The sequence below is a fragment of the Rhodanobacter sp. G2-10 genome, from assembly GCF_055809185.1.
Genome location: NZ_CM147900.1, coordinates 1763801 through 1780672, shown reverse-complemented (window position 1 = coordinate 1780672; position 16872 = coordinate 1763801). Strand labels below are relative to the sequence as shown.

The 16872-nt window shown below is 63.7% G+C and carries 16 protein-coding genes; 8 read left to right on the top strand and 8 right to left on the bottom strand.

The genetic code is table 11. The features are described 5' to 3' along the window. The first annotated feature begins 45 nt into the window (after nucleotides 1-45). Nucleotides 46-1171 (top strand): peptide chain release factor 2 gene (gene prfB / locus AC0L58_RS08145; protein ID WP_473688427.1). Its coding sequence is split into 2 segments (ribosomal slippage): nucleotides 46-120 and nucleotides 122-1171, totalling 1125 coding nucleotides; the frame shifts between segments, so codons are not numbered across the junction. A 51-nt stretch (nucleotides 1172-1222) separates the two neighbouring features. On the opposite strand, the gene AC0L58_RS08140 is transcribed toward prfB, so the two are convergent. Beyond that, nucleotides 1223-2011 carry a hypothetical protein gene (locus AC0L58_RS08140; RefSeq protein WP_473688426.1) on the bottom strand — a complete coding sequence of 263 codons (789 nt, stop codon included), beginning with the start codon at nucleotides 2009-2011 and terminating at the stop codon, nucleotides 1223-1225. A gap of 212 nt (nucleotides 2012-2223) precedes the next feature. Between AC0L58_RS08140 and lysS the strand changes: the two genes are divergently transcribed. From lysS to AC0L58_RS08105, 7 genes are all read left to right on the top strand, one after another. Beyond that, nucleotides 2224-3780, top strand: coding sequence for a lysine--tRNA ligase (gene lysS / locus AC0L58_RS08135; RefSeq protein WP_473688425.1), 1557 nt, complete (start codon nucleotides 2224-2226; stop codon nucleotides 3778-3780). 2 nt (nucleotides 3781-3782) lie between these two features. Beyond that, nucleotides 3783-4271 (top strand): PaaI family thioesterase, encoded by a 489-nt coding sequence (locus AC0L58_RS08130; RefSeq protein WP_473688424.1) that lies wholly within the window; start codon nucleotides 3783-3785, stop codon nucleotides 4269-4271. 52 nt (nucleotides 4272-4323) lie between these two features. Beyond that, nucleotides 4324-4626, top strand: a complete 303-nt coding sequence (locus tag AC0L58_RS08125) for a YciI family protein (protein WP_473688423.1) — start codon at nucleotides 4324-4326, stop codon at nucleotides 4624-4626. Then, nucleotides 4623-4880: a BolA family protein gene (locus AC0L58_RS08120; protein ID WP_473688422.1), complete on the top strand. Its 258-nt coding sequence runs from the start codon at nucleotides 4623-4625 to the stop codon at nucleotides 4878-4880. Before AC0L58_RS08125 ends, AC0L58_RS08120 begins: the two co-directional genes overlap by 4 nt. A gap of 137 nt (nucleotides 4881-5017) precedes the next feature. Continuing rightward, the gene (gene smc / locus AC0L58_RS08115; RefSeq protein WP_473688421.1) at nucleotides 5018-8527 is read left to right on the top strand and encodes a chromosome segregation protein SMC; all 3510 of its coding nucleotides are present in this window, start codon (nucleotides 5018-5020) and stop codon (nucleotides 8525-8527) included. Between the two features lie 11 nt (nucleotides 8528-8538). Then, on the top strand, nucleotides 8539-9498 hold the full coding sequence (gene zipA, locus AC0L58_RS08110; protein ID WP_473688420.1) for a cell division protein ZipA: 960 nt from the start codon (nucleotides 8539-8541) through the stop codon (nucleotides 9496-9498). Between the two features lie 57 nt (nucleotides 9499-9555). Next, nucleotides 9556-10023 (top strand): hypothetical protein, encoded by a 468-nt coding sequence (locus AC0L58_RS08105; protein WP_473688419.1) that lies wholly within the window; start codon nucleotides 9556-9558, stop codon nucleotides 10021-10023. Between the two features lie 90 nt (nucleotides 10024-10113). Here AC0L58_RS08105 and AC0L58_RS08100 read toward each other — a convergent pair whose 3' ends face one another. From AC0L58_RS08100 to guaB, 7 genes are all read right to left on the bottom strand, one after another. Beyond that, nucleotides 10114-10398 (bottom strand): HigA family addiction module antitoxin, encoded by a 285-nt coding sequence (locus AC0L58_RS08100; RefSeq protein ID WP_473688418.1) that lies wholly within the window; start codon nucleotides 10396-10398, stop codon nucleotides 10114-10116. 14 nt (nucleotides 10399-10412) lie between these two features. Next, the gene (locus tag AC0L58_RS08095) at nucleotides 10413-10691 is read right to left on the bottom strand and encodes a type II toxin-antitoxin system RelE/ParE family toxin (protein WP_473688416.1); all 279 of its coding nucleotides are present in this window, start codon (nucleotides 10689-10691) and stop codon (nucleotides 10413-10415) included. Nucleotides 10692-10998: 307 nt separating this feature from the next. Beyond that, nucleotides 10999-12666 carry an MFS transporter gene (locus AC0L58_RS08090; RefSeq protein WP_473688414.1) on the bottom strand — a complete coding sequence of 556 codons (1668 nt, stop codon included), beginning with the start codon at nucleotides 12664-12666 and terminating at the stop codon, nucleotides 10999-11001. Between the two features lie 57 nt (nucleotides 12667-12723). Then, nucleotides 12724-12969, bottom strand: coding sequence for a hexameric tyrosine-coordinated heme protein (locus AC0L58_RS08085; protein ID WP_473688412.1), 246 nt, complete (start codon nucleotides 12967-12969; stop codon nucleotides 12724-12726). A gap of 83 nt (nucleotides 12970-13052) precedes the next feature. Next, nucleotides 13053-13541, bottom strand: a complete 489-nt coding sequence (gene tadA / locus AC0L58_RS08080; RefSeq protein ID WP_473688410.1) for a tRNA adenosine(34) deaminase TadA — start codon at nucleotides 13539-13541, stop codon at nucleotides 13053-13055. A gap of 79 nt (nucleotides 13542-13620) precedes the next feature. After that, the gene (gene guaA, locus AC0L58_RS08075) at nucleotides 13621-15225 is read right to left on the bottom strand and encodes a glutamine-hydrolyzing GMP synthase (protein WP_473688408.1); all 1605 of its coding nucleotides are present in this window, start codon (nucleotides 15223-15225) and stop codon (nucleotides 13621-13623) included. A gap of 113 nt (nucleotides 15226-15338) precedes the next feature. Further along, nucleotides 15339-16796, bottom strand: a complete 1458-nt coding sequence (gene guaB, locus AC0L58_RS08070; RefSeq protein ID WP_473688406.1) for an IMP dehydrogenase — start codon at nucleotides 16794-16796, stop codon at nucleotides 15339-15341. Between the last annotated feature and the right edge of the window lie 76 nt (nucleotides 16797-16872).

Sequence of the window (16872 nt, the reverse complement as noted above, 5' to 3'; positions counted from 1 at the left end):
TTTACCGGGCGTCTTTTGTCGCCTGTCACCTCATTGGCACAACACATGATCGAAACCAATCCGATCCACGCGCAGATCACGGACCTCCGGGACCGGGTCGAGTCGCTTAGGGGGTATCTTTGACTACGCCACCAAGAGCGAACGCCTCGAAGAAGTAACCCGCGAGCTGGAGAATCCCTCCGTCTGGGACGACCCGGCCCGCGCGCAGGAACTGGGCCGCGAGCGCGCCCGGCTCGATACCATCGTCCACGGCATCGACCGCATGACGGCCAGTCTCACCGATGCCGACGAGCTGCTGGAAATGGCGATCGCCGCCGAGGACGACGACACCGCCAACTCGGTGCTGGACGACCTGACCAAGGTCGAGTCCGAAGTCGCCAAACTGGAATTCCAGCGGATGTTCTCCGGCCGGATGGACGCGGCCAACGCCTTCGTGGACATCCAGGCCGGTGCCGGCGGTACCGAAGCGCAAGACTGGGCCGAAATGCTGCTGCGCATGTATCTGCGCTGGTGCGAGAACCGCGGCTGGAAGACCGAGCTGATGGAAGTGTCCGGCGGCGATGTGGCCGGGATCAAGTCCGCCACCTTCCGGGTCGAGGGCGACTATGCCTACGGCTGGCTGAAAACCGAGATCGGGGTGCACCGGCTGGTACGCAAATCGCCGTTCGATTCGGACAACCGTCGCCACACCAGCTTCACCTCGGTGTTCGTGTCGCCGGAAGTCGATGACGACATCGAGATCGACATCAACCCGGCGGACCTGCGCACCGACGTGTACCGCTCCTCCGGCGCGGGTGGCCAGCACGTCAACAAGACCGAGTCGGCGGTGCGCATCACGCATATCCCGACCAACACCGTCGTGGCCTGCCAGACCGGTCGCAGCCAGCACCAGAACCGCGATACCGCGATGAAAATGCTGGCCGCCAAGCTGTACGAACTGGAAGTGCAGAAGCGCAACGTCGAAAAAGATGCGCTGGAAGCGACCAAGTCCGATATCGGCTGGGGCAGCCAGATCCGCAACTACGTACTGGACCAGAGCCGCATCAAGGATTTGCGCACCGGGATCGAACGCACCGACACGCAGAAAGTGCTGGATGGCGACCTGGATGACTTCATCGAAGCCAGCCTGAAATCCGGCCTCGAAGCCGGTTCCAAGCGCAGCGACGCCTGAGAAAAGGCCGGCCCCCGCGGCAACGCAGGGGCCGGCTTCAACAGGTTTTCGTCAAGGTGATGGTGTGGAAAGATCCGGTCGATACGCGTAGATCGTGTAGTCGTGATCCTTGATCGACGACCCGAACTCCTGCATGAGGGCTTTGGCAGCCTCCTCGGATCCGAGCGAGCTGGCCAGGATTTTCATCATCGACGGGTCCGGATCAGCCATGTCGGCATAGCTCTTCATCGGCTCCACGATGTCGACGCCGCCCCTGCCACCGATCATGTCGTCGATCGAGTAGCTGTAGGGCCATTTGGCATCGGTAACGGCTTTCTGGATCTTGTCCATCGTCGCATTGACTACCGCCCGGGTGCCGGGCTTGAACTGGTAGTGGGTGACACCGAAATAGCGGTAATCCTTGCTGGCGATCCAGTGACTGTGCTTGCTGTCTTCCTGCGACAGGTAATGTTCCATGCGTTGCACATAGGGACCGACCTGCTTTTCGAACTGCTCGCCGGCATTTTGCTGCTGTTCCCATGCCGCATTGGTGTCCAGGTCCTTCCAGTGATGATTCTCGGAGCGGACCACGTAGTGGTCGAGGTCCGAGCCGACCACGGGCTGGTAGATCTGCCAGGTGAATTTCTCACCCGCCTGCTTGCGCCAGGCCGCATGCGCCTTGAGGGCGTTCTCGAATTGCTGTGACTGGCCCTGCTTGACCCACATGATCCAGGTGGTTGCGATCGTGTCGGCTTCAGCCTTGGGCGCCGGTTTGTCCGCCGCGGTTGACGAGAGTGCAACAAACATCATGACCAGGCCCAGCATGGCTGCCAGCGCTGAGCGGAAATGGTGAACTTTCATGGTTCCCCTCCAGAGTTTGAGATGCAACAAGTACCCGCGGGGCGCCCCCTCGACACCGTGGGACGGTTAGTTTGCGCCTTTGAAAACGTGATGACCATCACTGTCTAAACAGGGTTGTTGGTGTAGGGCGAGCGCCGCCGATCCGGAATTGGGGCTTTGAGCAGGGCCGCGCCTCGAATACACTGACTGGTCTTGTGCGCATGGATATCCTGATGACGGCAACACACGATTTCGATGAAACGGGGACGGGGCCGGTGGCCGTCGAACAGGCACCTGTCGACGGCGAAAATCGCCTGATTGCCGAGCGTCGCGAAAAGCTCAAACAATTGCGTGCGCAGGGCATCGCCTTTCCCAATGACTTCAAGGTCGACAGTTTTGCGGGCGACTTGCAGGCCGAATTTGCCGACAAGGACACCCACACGGCCGAAGCGATCGAGGCGAGCGCGCGTCGCGTCAGCGTGGCTGGGCGGATCATGCTCAAGCGTGGCCAGGGCAAGGTCAGCTTCGTGCAGATCCAGGACCAGACCGGACGCATCCAGTTGTTCGTGCACCAGGGCACGCTTGGCAAGACCTACGACGCGTTCAAGAGCTGGGACGCAGGTGACATCGTGGGCGCCGAAGGGCTGCTGATGCGCACCAAGACCGGCGAGCTGTCGGTTCGGGTGGACAAGTTGCGCCTGCTGACCAAGAGCCTGCGACCGCTGCCGGACAAGTTCCATGGCCTGGCCGACGTCGAGCAGCGTTACCGGCAGCGCTATGTCGACCTGATCGTGACCGAAGAGGCCCGGCGCACCTTTGTCCAGCGCTCGAAAATCATCGGTTTCATGCGCCAGTGGCTGGAGGCTCCGCCACGACGCTTCATGGAGGTGGAAACACCCATGATGCACGTCATCCCCGGCGGCGCCACGGCGCGGCCGTTCGTCACCCATCACAACGCGTTGGACATGGCGCTGTATCTGCGAGTGGCGCCCGAGCTTTATCTGAAGCGGCTGGTGGTCGGCGGTTTCGATCGCGTGTACGAGATCAACCGCAACTTCCGCAACGAAGGCGTGTCGACCCGGCACAACCCCGAGTTCACCATGCTCGAGCTGTACCAGGCTTACGCCACGTACCACGACATCATGGACCTCACCGAGGCCGTGATCCGCGATACGGCGCTGCACGTGCTCGGCACGACCGAGCTCAGCTGGGAAGACGCCAGCATCGACGTGGGACCGGCATTCCGTCGCTGGCGGATGGAAGATGCCGTGCTGGAGCACAACCCCGAGATCAAGCGCGAGGAGCTGCGTGATCGCGAGGCGATGGCGGCCCATGCAAAGCGTGTCGGCGCGCAGGTCAAGCCCGGCTACGGTTGGGGCAAGCTGTTGCTGGAGATCTTCGAGCACACGGTCGAACACACCCTGATCCAGCCAACCTTCATCACCGATCATCCGGTCGAAGTGTCGCCTCTGGCACGCGAGAGCGACACCGACCCCGGCATCACCGATCGTTTCGAGCTCTTCATCAACGGCAGGGAACTGGCCAACGGTTTCTCCGAGTTGAACGACCCGGAAGACCAAGCCGCGCGCTTCCGCGCCCAGGTCGACGCCAAGGACGCCGGCGACGACGAGGCAATGCACTATGACGCCGACTACGTCCGCGCACTGGAAGTGGGCATGCCGCCCACCGGCGGGCTGGGCATCGGCATTGATCGCCTGGTGATGTTGCTGACCGACTCGGCCTCGATCCGCGACGTCTTGCTGTTCCCGTACATGCGGCCGGAGGCCTGAGCGTGAGCGCGCTCGCCTTGCAGGATCAGGCTGCTCCGGACGGCATCTGCTACGGCTGCGGCAGTGCTCATCCGCATGGCCTGCACATCAAGAGCCACTGGCACGACGATGGCGTGCACGTGGTGTCGACCCATGAGCCCGATGTCGATTTCCATGGCTGGCCGGGCCTGGTCTATGGCGGCCTGATCGCGATGCTGGTGGACTGTCATTCCAACTGGACCGCGATGGCCTACCACTACCGCGCCGAACATCGCGCGCCGGACAGCAAGCCACGCATCGACTGCGTCACCGGCAGCCTCGGCGTCAAGTTCCTGAAACCCACGCCGATGGGCGTGCCGCTCACGCTGAAGGCCCGTGTTGAAGGCGACGTAGGGCGCAAGACCCGGGTGCTGTGCGAGGTCTACGCGGGCGAGTTGCTCACGGCGCTCGGCGATTCGGTCTTCGTGCGTGTGGATACGGCGCAATTGGCCGAGGCAGCGCGGAACGGATGAGGGGTGCGCTGGGTTAAACTTGGCGCTTCCCTTCAAGCGTGGAGCCTGCACCATGTGGTTTGCCATCATTGCAACGGACGTCGCCGATTCGCTGGACAAGCGCAAGGGCGCCCGTCCGGCTCACATCGCGCGACTGCAGGCGTTGCTGGATGAGGGCAGGCTGTTCGTGGCGGGTGCGTTCCCGGCGATCGAGTCGGAAGACCCCGGTCCGGCCGGTTTCAGCGGCAGCTTGATCCTGGCCGAGTTCCCCTCGCAGGCCGAGGCGAAGAAATGGGCCGATGCGGATCCCTACGTGGCGGCCGGCGTCTACGCCGATGTGCAGATCAAGCCGTTCCGCAAGGCCTTGCCGGCGTGAGCCAGGCCACGCTCGAACAGATCCGCCAGCGCCTTACCCAGGCCCTGGCCCCCACCGAACTGGAAATCACCGATGAGGGCCACCGGCACGCCGGCCATGCAGGCGAGGGCAAGGGCCACTTCCACGTGCGCATCGTCAGCGCCGCGTTTGCTGGCCAGTTACCGATCCGCCGTCATCGCATGGTGTATGCGGCAGTCGATGATCTGATGGACAATGGCATCCATGCCTTGTCGATCGATGCGAAAGACAAATAATCAAAACAATCAAATATTTGAATAACCTTGTTCAACAAGAACATCATCAAGAAATGCATTGCGGCACTGTCCTGCCTTTGGCACAGTGCCTTGTCGCCCGGCTGTACGGGCCTTACTGCTGACCCGTTGAAGACCGCATGCGCCTGAGCACCATCAAACTCGCCGGTTTCAAGTCCTTCGTGGACCCGACCACCCTGCACCTGCCCAGCAACATGATCGGTGTGGTGGGCCCGAATGGCTGCGGCAAGTCCAACATCATCGACGCTATCCGTTGGGTGATGGGGGAGAGTGCGGCCAGCCGATTGCGTGGTGATTCGCTTACCGACGTGATCTTCTCCGGCTCCAACACGCGCAAGCCGGTGGGGCAGGCCACGGTCGAGCTGATCTTCGACAACGCCGACGGCTCGGTGCAGGGCGAGTACGGCCAGTACGCCGAGATCTCGGTCAAGCGCCAGGTCACCCGCGACGGCCAGTCTTCCTACTACCTGAACGGCGCACGCTGCCGCCGGCGCGATATCACCGACCTGTTCCTCGGCACCGGTCTGGGCCCGCGCAGCTACTCGATCATCGAGCAGGGGATGATCAGCCAGATCATCGAGGCGCACCCGGAAGAGCTGCGCACGCATCTGGAGGAAGCCGCTGGCATCTCCAAATACAAAGAGCGGCGCAAGGAAACCGAAAGCCGGATCAAGGCCACCCGCGAAAATCTCGACCGCGTGCGTGACGTGCGCGACGAGGTCGACAAGCAGCTGGAACACCTCAATCGCCAGGCCCGCGCGGCCGAGCGCTGGAAGCTCCTGAAGGAAGAGCAAGCACGCAAGGAAGCCGAATTGCGCGCGCTGGAATATCGCGGCCTCAAGGGTCAACACGACGATGAGGGAGCGGAGCTGTCGACCGCCGAAATCGAGATCGAGAAAGGGTTGGCCGGACAGCGCCAGATCGAGGCGCAACTGGAAGCTGTTCGCGAACGCCACACCGAGGCCAATGAACACCTCAATGCCGTGCAGGCCGAGGTCTACAAGGTCGGTGCCGAAATCGCGCGGGTCGAGCAGCAGGTACGACACAACAAGGAAAGCACCGAACGCCTGCAGCGTGTGCATGCCGACAGTGAACGCGAACATGCCGAGCTAGCCGCGCACATCGCCGCCGATCGGGAGCAGGTCGAAAGCTTGCGCCAGGCGCTGGCCGAAGGTGAGCCGCGGCTCGAGACCCTGCAGCAGATGCAGGAGGACACCGCGCAGGCGCAGCGTGATACCGAAGCCAAACTGGCCGACTGGCAGCAGCGTTGGGACAGCCACACCCGCAACGCCGGCGAATCCAACCGCGCCGCCGAGGTCGAACGCACCAAGCTCAATTATCTGGATCGCCAGGGCATCGACCTGGCGAGGCGGCGTGAGGCGCTGGAGGCCGAACAGAAAGCCACCGACGTCACCGCACTGGATGCGGCCGGCGAACAATTGCGCACCGAACACGAAACCCAGCGCGAACGGGTGGAAACCCTCGGCAACCTGCTCGACCAGCACAAGAGCAGCCACGAGAAGGTGCTCGAACAGGAGCGCCAGCTGCAGTCCACGCTGAATGAAGCCCGCTCGCAACTGCAGACGGCGCGCGGTCGACAGGCCTCGCTGGAAGCCCTGCAGCATGCCGCCCTGGGCCAGGATGAAAGTGGCGCCAGCGCATGGCTGGCCCGGCTGGGCCTGGACAACTCGCGCCGGTTGGGCGAGTCACTGCAGGTCGATGCCGGTTGGGAAACCGCAGTGGAAACGGCGCTCAGCGGACTCCTGGACGGCGTGCTGGTGGATGGCTGCCGCTCGCTCGACAGCGAACTTGGAAGCATCGAAGATGCCGACGTGGCCCTGCTGGATTCGGCCGAAGGCAGCGCCGACACGGCCGGCACCCTGGCTGCGCACGTGCGCGGGCCGGCAGCCGCCATCGCCATCCTGAGCCGGGTGCTCGTCGCGGACACGGTGCAGGAAGCCAGTCGACGGGTGGCGTCGTTGGACGCACAGTCAGCCCATCAATCGGTGATCACGCCGTCGGGCGAATGGTTGGGCCGGGGCTGGGCACGCGTGCGCAGGGCCCAGGGCAGTCAGGTCGGCGTGCTGGCGCGTGAGCGCGAATTGCGTCTGCTGGGCGAGCAGATCGCCACGCTGGAGGCCCAGCTGGAGGAATCCGCCGAGCAACTGGAGGCCTTGCGCACCAGCAAGTTCGAGACCGAGCGGGCGCGCGATGATGCCCAGCGCGAGCTGTACAACGCGCACCGTCGCCAGTCCGAGCTGGCCGGCCAGTTGCAGAGCCACCGTGGCAAGCTGGAAACCGCCCGTGCCCGCGCCGAGAAGGTCAACGCCGAGTTGTCCGACCTCGCCCATCAGCTCGATGAACTGCAAGGGCAGACCCGTGAGGCGCGTGCGCGCCTGGACGAATCGGTCGGTCTGATGGGTGACCAGGAAGACCAGCGCCGCGAGCTCGAAAACGAACGGCGAGCCTTGCTTGAGGCGCGCGAAGAGGCCCGCATGAATGCGCGTGAGGCTGCCGATCAGTCCCACTCGCTGGCGCTGTCGCTGGAGTCCAAGCGTTCGTCGCTGGCCTCGCTGGAACAGGCGCTCGGTCGCATGGACAACCAGTTGCGTCAGATCGAGGCGCGTCGTCAGGAAATCAGCGAACAGCTTGCCGCCGGTTCCGACCCGATCGCCGAACTGGAAGCCGAGCGTCAGGCCTATCTCGACCAGCGCTTGCTGGTCGACAAGCAAATGGTCGATGCACGTCGGGTGCTGGAGGATTGCGATCTCGAATTCCGCAAGCTGGAACAGCAGCGGCACCTGGCGGAGCAGGGGCTTGCCACCCTGCGCGAAAGCCTGACCGAAAAACGTCTCGCCGCGCAGGCCTTGCAACTGAGGGCCGAGCAATTGGCTGAAGCGATCCGGGCATCGGGCATGGAGCTGGAGACCCTGCTCGCTGAACTGGACGACGACATCAATGCGGACCAGTGGCGATCACAACTGGCCGAGCTTGGCCAGAAGATCGCGCGACTGGAGCCGGTCAACCTCGCCGCGATCCAGGAGCATGCCGAGCAAAGCGAGCGCAAGACCTACCTCGACAACCAGCTCACCGACCTGGTCGACGCCATGGAGACGCTGGAAGGTGCGATCAAGAAGATCGATCGCGAAACCCGCCAGCGCTTCAAGGAAACCTTCGACAAGGTCAACGCCGGTGTGCAGGAACTCTTTCCGCGCCTGTTCGGCGGCGGCCACGCCTACCTGGACCTGACCGGCGACGACCTGCTCAACACCGGCGTGACCATCATGGCGCGCCCGCCAGGCAAGCGCCCGTCCAATATTTCATTGCTGTCCGGCGGCGAGAAGGCCTTGACCGCGGTGTCGCTGGTGTTCGCCATTTTCGGCCTGAACCCGGCGCCGTTCTGCCTGCTCGACGAGGTCGACGCGCCGCTGGACGAAGCCAACGTGGGTCGTTTCTCCAGCCTGGTGCGCGAAATGAGCGAACACGTGCAATTCATCTTCATCAGCCACAACAAGGCCACCATGGAAGCGGCAACGCAATTGTGCGGCGTGACCATGCGCGAGCCCGGCGTGTCGCGACTGGTGCAGGTGGATCTGGCCGAAGCGGCTAAACTCGCTGGCGCAGCCTGAGGAGACGTTAGATGACCGTGCAACCTGTGCTTGCTCTTGCCTGGAATGCCACGATCGGCATTCCGATGTTGATCGTGGGGCTGATCGTGCTGGCCCTGATCTGGCTGTTCGGCCAGCCCCGGAAAGAGCAGGGCAAGCGACGCAGCGCGAATGAGGGCCACGGTCGCGAGCGACGTGAACCCACGGTTGGCGGTTCCAGCCTCGCCGACCAGCCCTATTTCAGCGACGAGAACCGGGCCGCCGAGCCCGAAGTCGCGTTGCCCGCCCAGGGCGAACTGGATGTGGGTTTGCGGGAGGAACTGGAACGCCTCGGTGCGACGCTCTCCGGGGAACAGGCGGCAGCGCCGAAGCCTCGCCCCGGACTGGTCGGCCACGCCGCATCGATCGTCAATGCCTTGCGCTCTCCATCTCCCGGCGAGACGACCCCATCGCAGCCACCCACCGCCAGCAAGCCGTCGGCTCCGCCCGCTGCGGAGTCCCGACCGGTGCCGCGCTCAGAGCTGGGCCGCCGCCCGGCGCAGCAGCCGGTGGAACGCATCGTGACCTTGTTTGTGGTGGCGCGCGAAGGCATGCACTTCAACGGTTCGGATCTGGTCGTGGCCGCCGAAAAGGCCGGCCTCGAATTTGGTGACATGGGCATTTATCACCGCCTGGTCGATGGCAAGCGCGAGCTGGGGCCCATCTTCAGCGTCGCCAACATGCTCAAACCCGGCAACTTCGATCTGGCCCATCTCGACGCGCTGAAAACCCCCGGGGTCAGTTTCTTCATGACCTTGCCGGCGCCATTGCCCGCGCTTGATGCCTGGGACGCCATGTTGCCGACCGCGCAACGACTGGCCGAGCTGCTGGATGGCCAGGTGCTCGATGAAGAGCGCAACGCGCTGGGGCGGCAGGGCATTGCCCATATCCGTGATCAACTGCGCGGCTGGGACCGTGACCACGAGGGCAAGGAAATCATTTTCGGCCGCTGATCGGCAATTCTTTTCGCGCGTCGGCCGCGCGAACTCGCAACCGGAGACCAGCAATCGATGGCCATACCGTTGTCGTGGAAAGTGGGCGGTAGCGTAGCCGGCCTGATCGTGGCCTTGCTGGCGTGGAACGGCGTTTCCCGATACCTCGCTGCGCGTCACGCCGATGAAATCATCCAGGAGGCCGCAAGATCCGCAGAGATGGAAGCGAAGCAGGCACAGGCGCAAGCGCGCCAGCGCCACGACCAGATAGCGGCCAACCTGCAGCAGCGACGTGAAGACCTGGCCAGCAACTACCGCCAGATAGCCGATGAGGCCCGGCAGTACCAGGCGACCCTGGCCGTACGCGAAGCGCGGGAACGAGAAGAAAAGCTCAGGATCGCGGCCAGCTACTACCTGGACGGCAACCAGAAGTGCGCGGCCGGCATCGTCATCAACCGCCAGGGTTCGAGCTTCACGAAAGCCATCGGCAAGGACGGGCAACCGATCAAGTGCCAGGGCGACAAGGCCTCTGAGCCGCTGCGGTGATGAGGTCTCACGTCCACCCGTAATTGCGCATAATGTATATTATGTCAAATTAAAGATGGTAATCAAACTGGGCACGCTGCCACGAACGCATCACGCCGCGTCCTGCAGAGATTGAACCTTGGGCTGCTTTCGCTGCGCGGCTTGAGCTAGTTCATAGTTGGCCTGCAGCGTCATCCAGAACCGTGCCGTGCTGACGCCTGCCCGCTCCAATCGAAGCGCCAGATCAGGGCTGATGCCGGCCCGGCCGTTGATGACCCGCGACAGTGTCGTGCGTGACATGCCAAGCCGCTGGGCGGCATCAGTGACCTCGATGCCGAGTGGCACCAGCACGTCTTCGCGCAGTAGCGTGCCGGGGTGCGGAGGATTCTTCATCATGGCGGTAACCTCGTTCAATGATAGTCTTGGTAGTCCACCAGCTCGACGTCCGGCCCTGCGAACCGGAACGTAACGCGCCAGTTGCCGTTCACCCACACTGACCAATGATTCTTGAGAGTCCCTTTCAGTGGATGCAGCTTGTAGCCAGGCTGATTCAGCTCGGACGGCGTCGCAGCGGCATCGAGAGCGGCCAAAATGCGACCGAGCTTGGCTGCATGCGCCGCCTGCACGCCACGAGCGGAGCCAGTCCGGTAAAGGGTTTCCAAGCCCTTGTGACGGAAACCTATGATCATGCCGAAGTGTAGCGCGTTGCGATACGCGACACAAGAAAGCGACCATTCCGCATAGCTTCAAACCCCATGAAGATTCAACGCGTTACCGAAAAAGTTGCGGGTTTTTCATTAATCCCTGCCGATTCTCAACCCGAAGACAACTACGGCCAGCAACCGGTACATGCCGCCGGCTACAACAGGCCGACTACGACTGACACCGCGAGCAGAATCCAGCCCAGTACAGCGGAACACCCTGATCCTGCGGGTGGCGATCGAAGCATTTCCGCCATGTCGTCGACGAAGATTCGGCTACACCCCTTTGACAACCCTACGGCAGCCGGGTCGGATCAATCAGCGGCTCGCGCGCTCGTTTGAAGGCCAGCGGCGCGCACTGTCGTTCGATCATGCGTCGGACGACAGGTCCATCGGGTCCGCAGTGGAGAGCCCGAATGCGTGCTGACAGAGCTGCATCGTGGTGCGTCATGCGGCTGTTGTGGCGTACGTAGTCGAGCCACGTCGGCGTTTCGTAACGTTCGATCCAGACCTCGGGATCGGCGAGATCACGCAGCAGCCTCCAGCTTCGCGCCCCGTCGCGGCGCCGTATGCGACGTCGCTCGACCATTGCGCCCAGGAACTCCACGATGTCCGCTTCGCGAATCACGTAGCCGATCGTGACCACGACCGGGCCCGTGCGTGCGTCTACCGGGACGACCGTGCTCGGTTCTTTCCACAGTCGCACCAGATCGAGATTGAGTTCCTTCGTTTGCGCTAGCGGTAGCCATCGCCCCAGCGCCGCGCAAGCGAGCATGGCGGCGGAGCCGATGAGCAGTGCCACGGTGACACTTGCGCTGTCCGCAACTTCGCCCCACAGCCAGCTTCCCGCCGCCAGCCCGCCAAAGGCCGCCATCTGGTAGATCGACAAGGCACGCGCGACGACCCAGCGTGGAGCCGACATCTGTACCGCGACGTTGAACGTGGCAAGCGCCAACAGCCACCCTGCTCCGGCCACCAGCAGCACCGCCATCGTCACCAGCAGGTGCGTGCTCACGCCGGCGATCGCCGCAGCGACAGCGAATCCGATGCTGGTCCAGCGCACGACGGCTTCGGTCGACATCAGCTGGCGCAGCCTCGCACTGAGCACGGCACCAGCCACCGCACCCACGCCGAATGCGCCCAGCAGCAGGCCATAGGTCAGTGGTCCGCCGCCGATCAGGTCTTTGGCAATCAGCGGCATCAACGCCATGAGCGCGCTGGCGGCGATACAGAACACGGCGCTGCGGACCAGGACGGTGCGGATGGCCGGCGAACCCCCGACGAAGCGAACGCCCGCGGCGACCGCGATGCCGAGCGTTTCGCGCGGCAGCGACCGCTCCTGCGGTGTCGGACGCCAACACAGGAGCACGACGATCAGCGCGATGTTGCTGATCGCGCTCACCGCAAACGCGGCGGCGGCACCCGCGGCCGCAACGATGGCACCGCCGATGGCAGGCCCTGCGCTGCGCGCCATGTTGAAGCCCATGCTGTTGAGTGCCACCGCGCCCGGCAACTCTTCGCGCGGCACCATGTCGCCCACGGAAGCCTGCCAAGCCGGCCCATTGAACGCCGTACCGCACCCCATCAGAAACGTGAAAAACAGCAGCAACCACGGCGTGATCAATCCGCTCCAGGCGCAAGCCGCCAGCGTGGCCGATACGACCAGCATGAAGATCTGCGCGCCGAGCATCACCTTGCGGCGATCGAGATTGTCGGCCACTGCCCCGGCGACCAGCGACAGCAAGGTGATCGGCAGGTACACCGATGCCAGCACCAGCGCGACCATTTCGGCAGACGGGGCAAGCGCGATCATCAGCCAGGAAGCGCCCACCGACTGGATGAGCACGCCGAGGTTGCTGACCGTGCTGGCTGCCCAGACACCACGGAACACCGGGTAACGCAACGCCGACAGCGCGGAGGGACGCCGCTGGGCGTGCGTGGAGCCGGATTCGTCTTGGGTCATTCAGGTGGGCGTCTCGGCATGGCTTGCGCTGGTTCCAACGTGGTAACAGGGTTTGCTTCAGTCCTGCTTCTGGCGCCAGTAATTGTTGGCGGCTGCAATCGTGGCAAATTCCATGGCCACCACCTGCCCGATCTGGATGAGCGCATCTGAGCTCTTGGCATAGTCCTCGCGCAACCGGTCACGCACCCCCTCGTCGGGCTGGGTTGCCTTGATCACCAGGCGCGCCATCTTCAAGGCAAGCTGGCGGCCGGCTTCCGGACTGTCGGTAATCAACGAGTTGTCGGGAATCAGGGTGACGTCCATCGAGATGCTCCTGTGCTGCCGTCGGAAAGAACGGCTCCCCATCATAGCCAACGGCGCCGCGCCCCGTTTGCGGCACGCAGCTGTCAGCGCCTGGCGCGGAAAAACTCGCGCAGCAAGCTCGCGGATTCGTCGGCCAGCAGGCCGCCGACAACTTCGATGCGATGATTGTGGCGCCCGTCGACCAGGGTATCGAACACGCTGCCGGCGGCGCCGGTCTTGGGATCGGCGGCGGCATAGACGACGCGGCCGATGCGTGCGTGGATCATCGCCATGGCGCACATCGAGCACGGCTCGAGTGTCACGTAGAGCGTGGCGCCAGTCAGGCGGTGATTGGCCAGCCGCTCGCCGGCGGCGCGCAAGGCCATCACTTCGGCGTGGGCGGTCGGGTCGTGCAAAGTGATGTTGCGGTTCCAGCCGAGGCCGATGATGAGCCCGCCCTGCACCAGCACGGCGCCCACGGGTACCTCGCCCTCAGCATCGCGTGCATGAGCGGCCAATTGCAGGGCGCGTCGCATGTACTCCACATCGCCAGCTGAGAAATCACCTGAAGTTGGCTGAATTTCTTTTGTCATTTCAATGCATTGTGACTACAACGTGAGAAGACCGGCAAGTTGCCGGTCTCCGGGCCATGCACGCAAATGATTGATTCTGCTACTCCCACTCGATCGTGGCGGGCGGCTTGCCGCTGATGTCATAAACCACGCGAGAAATACCGCGCAATTCATTGATAATCCTATTGGAAACCTTGCCGAGAAACTCGTAAGGCAAGTGGGCCCAATGGGCCGTCATGAAGTCGATGGTTTCCACCGCACGCAGCGCGATCACCCACTCGTAGGCCCGCGCGTCGCCCACCACGCCCACCGATTTCACCGGCAGGAATACGGCGAAGGCCTGGCTGGTCTTGTCGTACAGATCGGCTTTGCGCAGCTCGTCGATGAAGATGGCATCGGCGCGCGCCAGCAGCTCGGCATACTCGCGCTTCACTTCGCCAAGAATACGCACGCCCAGGCCAGGTCCGGGGAACGGATGACGGTAGACCATCGCGCGCGGCAGACCGAGTTCCACGCCGATCCGGCGCACCTCGTCCTTGAACAGCTCGCGCAACGGTTCGACCAGCTTCAGCTTCATGTGCGCAGGCAGGCCACCGACGTTGTGGTGACTCTTGATGACGTGCGCCTTGCCGGTCTTGCTGCCGGCCGATTCGATCACGTCGGGGTAGATCGTGCCTTGCGCCAGCCACTTCACCCTGCCCCCGGCGGCAATCAGTTTCTCCGATTCCTCGTCGAAGATATCCACGAACAGGCCGCCGATGATCTTGCGCTTGGCTTCCGGGTCGGCCACTCCTTCGAGTGCGTTGAAGTAGCGATCGGCGGCATCGACGCGGATCACCTTGACCCCCATGTGCTCCGCCATGGTGGCCATCACCTGGTCGCCTTCCTGCCAGCGCAGCAAACCGGTGTCGACGAACACGCAGGTCAGTCGGTCGCCGATGGCCTTGTGCAGCAAGGCAGCGACCACGGATGAGTCGACGCCGCCGGACAGCCCCAACAGGACATGATCTTCGCCAACCTGCTCGCGCACACGAGCGATCTGGTCGTCGATGATGTTGGCCGCGGTCCACAGCGTGGCGCAGTCGCAAATTTCGGTGAGGAAACGCTTCAGCAGCGCACCGCCCTGCTTCGTGTGTGTCACTTCCGGATGGAACTGCACGCCGTACCAGCGCTTTTCGGCGTTTTCCATCACGGCCACGGGGATGCGGTCGGTGCTGCCGGTCACCACGAAGCCCGGCGGCGCCACCGTGACGTGATCGCCATGGCTCATCCAGACATCGAGCTTGTGTGCGCCCGGGTGATCGCTGAGTCCTGCGAACAACTGACTTGGCGCGACCATGTCCACGCAGGCATGACCGAACTCGCGGGCGTCGGCGGCCTCGGTGGCGCCACCCAGTTGCGCCGCAAGCGTCTGCATGCCGTAGCAGATGCCCAGGATCGGCACGCCGGCATCGAATACCTGTTGTGGCGCCGTCGGTGCCCCGACCAGCGTGGTGGATTCCGGGCCACCGGACAGGATGATGCCTTTCGCGCCAAAGCCGGCAATCTCAGCCGGCTCGTGATCCCACGCCCAGATCTCGCAGTACACCCCGAGCTCGCGAATGCGCCGCGCAATCAGCTGTGTGTACTGCGCGCCGAAGTCGAGGATCAGGATCTTGTCGTTGTGAAGCCGGGATTGGGGATCGGGGATTCGGGATTCGGTCATGGCTGTGCTGCACGTAAGGAATGGTGAATCAGGAATCGGACGGGGTCGGCATCCGGTCAAAGCGGCTCGCGACTTTGACCCATCCCGAATCCCCGACCCCCAATCCCGGCACCTCAGGAATTCAGCCGGTAGTTCGGCGCTTCCTTGGTGATCTGGATGTCGTGCGGGTGCGCTTCGGTCACGCCGGCCGAGGTCACCTTCACGAACTGCGCCTGGCGCCGCACGTCCTCGATGGTGGCGGCACCGACGTAACCCATCGAGGCCCGCAGGCCGCCGATCAACTGATGGATGATGTTGCGCAATGGGCCGCGGTACGGCACACGGCCTTCGATGCCCTCGGGGACCAGCTTGTCCGCATCGGCTTCGTCCTGGAAGTAGCGATCCTTCGAGCCCAGCTGCATGGCGCCGATCGAACCCATGCCGCGATAGCTCTTGTACGAGCGCCCCTGGAACAGTTCGATTTCGCCCGGCGACTCCTCGGTACCGGCGAACATCGAGCCGAGCATCACGGTGGAAGCGCCCGCAGCGAGCGCCTTGGCGATGTCGCCCGAATAGCGGATGCCACCGTCGGCAATGAGCGGGATTTCGTCCTTGAGTGCGGTGGCGACCATGTCGATCGCGGTGATCTGCGGCACGCCGACACCGGCGACCACGCGGGTGGTGCAGATCGAGCCCGGGCCGACACCGACCTTGACCGCATCCGCACCGGCGTCGAGCAGGGCACGGGCAGCTTCGCCGGTGACGATGTTGCCGGCAACGACCTGCACCTGGCTGAAATGTTTCTTGACCCAGGCCACGCGATCAATGACGCCTTGCGAATGGCCGTGCGCCGTATCCACCACCAGTACGTCGACCCCGGCGTCGACCAGCGCCGCCACGCGCTGTTCGGTGTCGCCGCCCACGCCGACCGCCGCACCGACCATCAGCGCCTCGTGCTGATCCTTGGCGGCGTGCGGGTTGTCGCGCGCCTTCTGGATGTCCTTGACGGTGATAAGCCCGCGCAGTTGGAATTCGTCGTTGACCACCAGCACCTTCTCGATGCGGTGCTTGTGCAGCAACAGCATCACGTCGTCCTGGTTGGCGCCTTCTTTCACCGTCACCAGTTTGTCCTGACGGGTCATGATGTTGCGCACCGGGTCTTCCGGCTTGCGCTCGAAACGCAGGTCGCGACTGGTGACGATGCCGACCAGGCGATTGCCCTCCACCACCGGCACGCCGGAGATGTTGTGCGCGCGCGTCAGGCGCAGGACTTCGCTGATCGAGGTATCCGGGCCCACCGTGATCGGGCTGCGGATCACGCCGGCTTCGAACTTCTTCACCAGGCGCACTTCGGCGGCCTGCTGTTCGGCCGTCATGTTCTTGTGGATGATGCCGATGCCGCCGTTCTGCGCCATCGTGATGGCGAGGCGTGCTTCGGTCACGGTGTCCATCGCGGCGGACACGATCGGGATATTGAGACGCAGGTTGCGAGTGAATCGCGCAGTGGTATCGACGTCGCGGGGCAACACGATGGAGTGGCCTGGAACGAGGTAGACGTCGTCGTAGGTCAGGGCCTCGGCGAGAATGCGCATGAAAAAAGTCCCGCTGCAAAGAGGGAATTATACGCGCCTTGTCGTGATGCTCGCCAGATGCCCGTCGCGCCGCGCG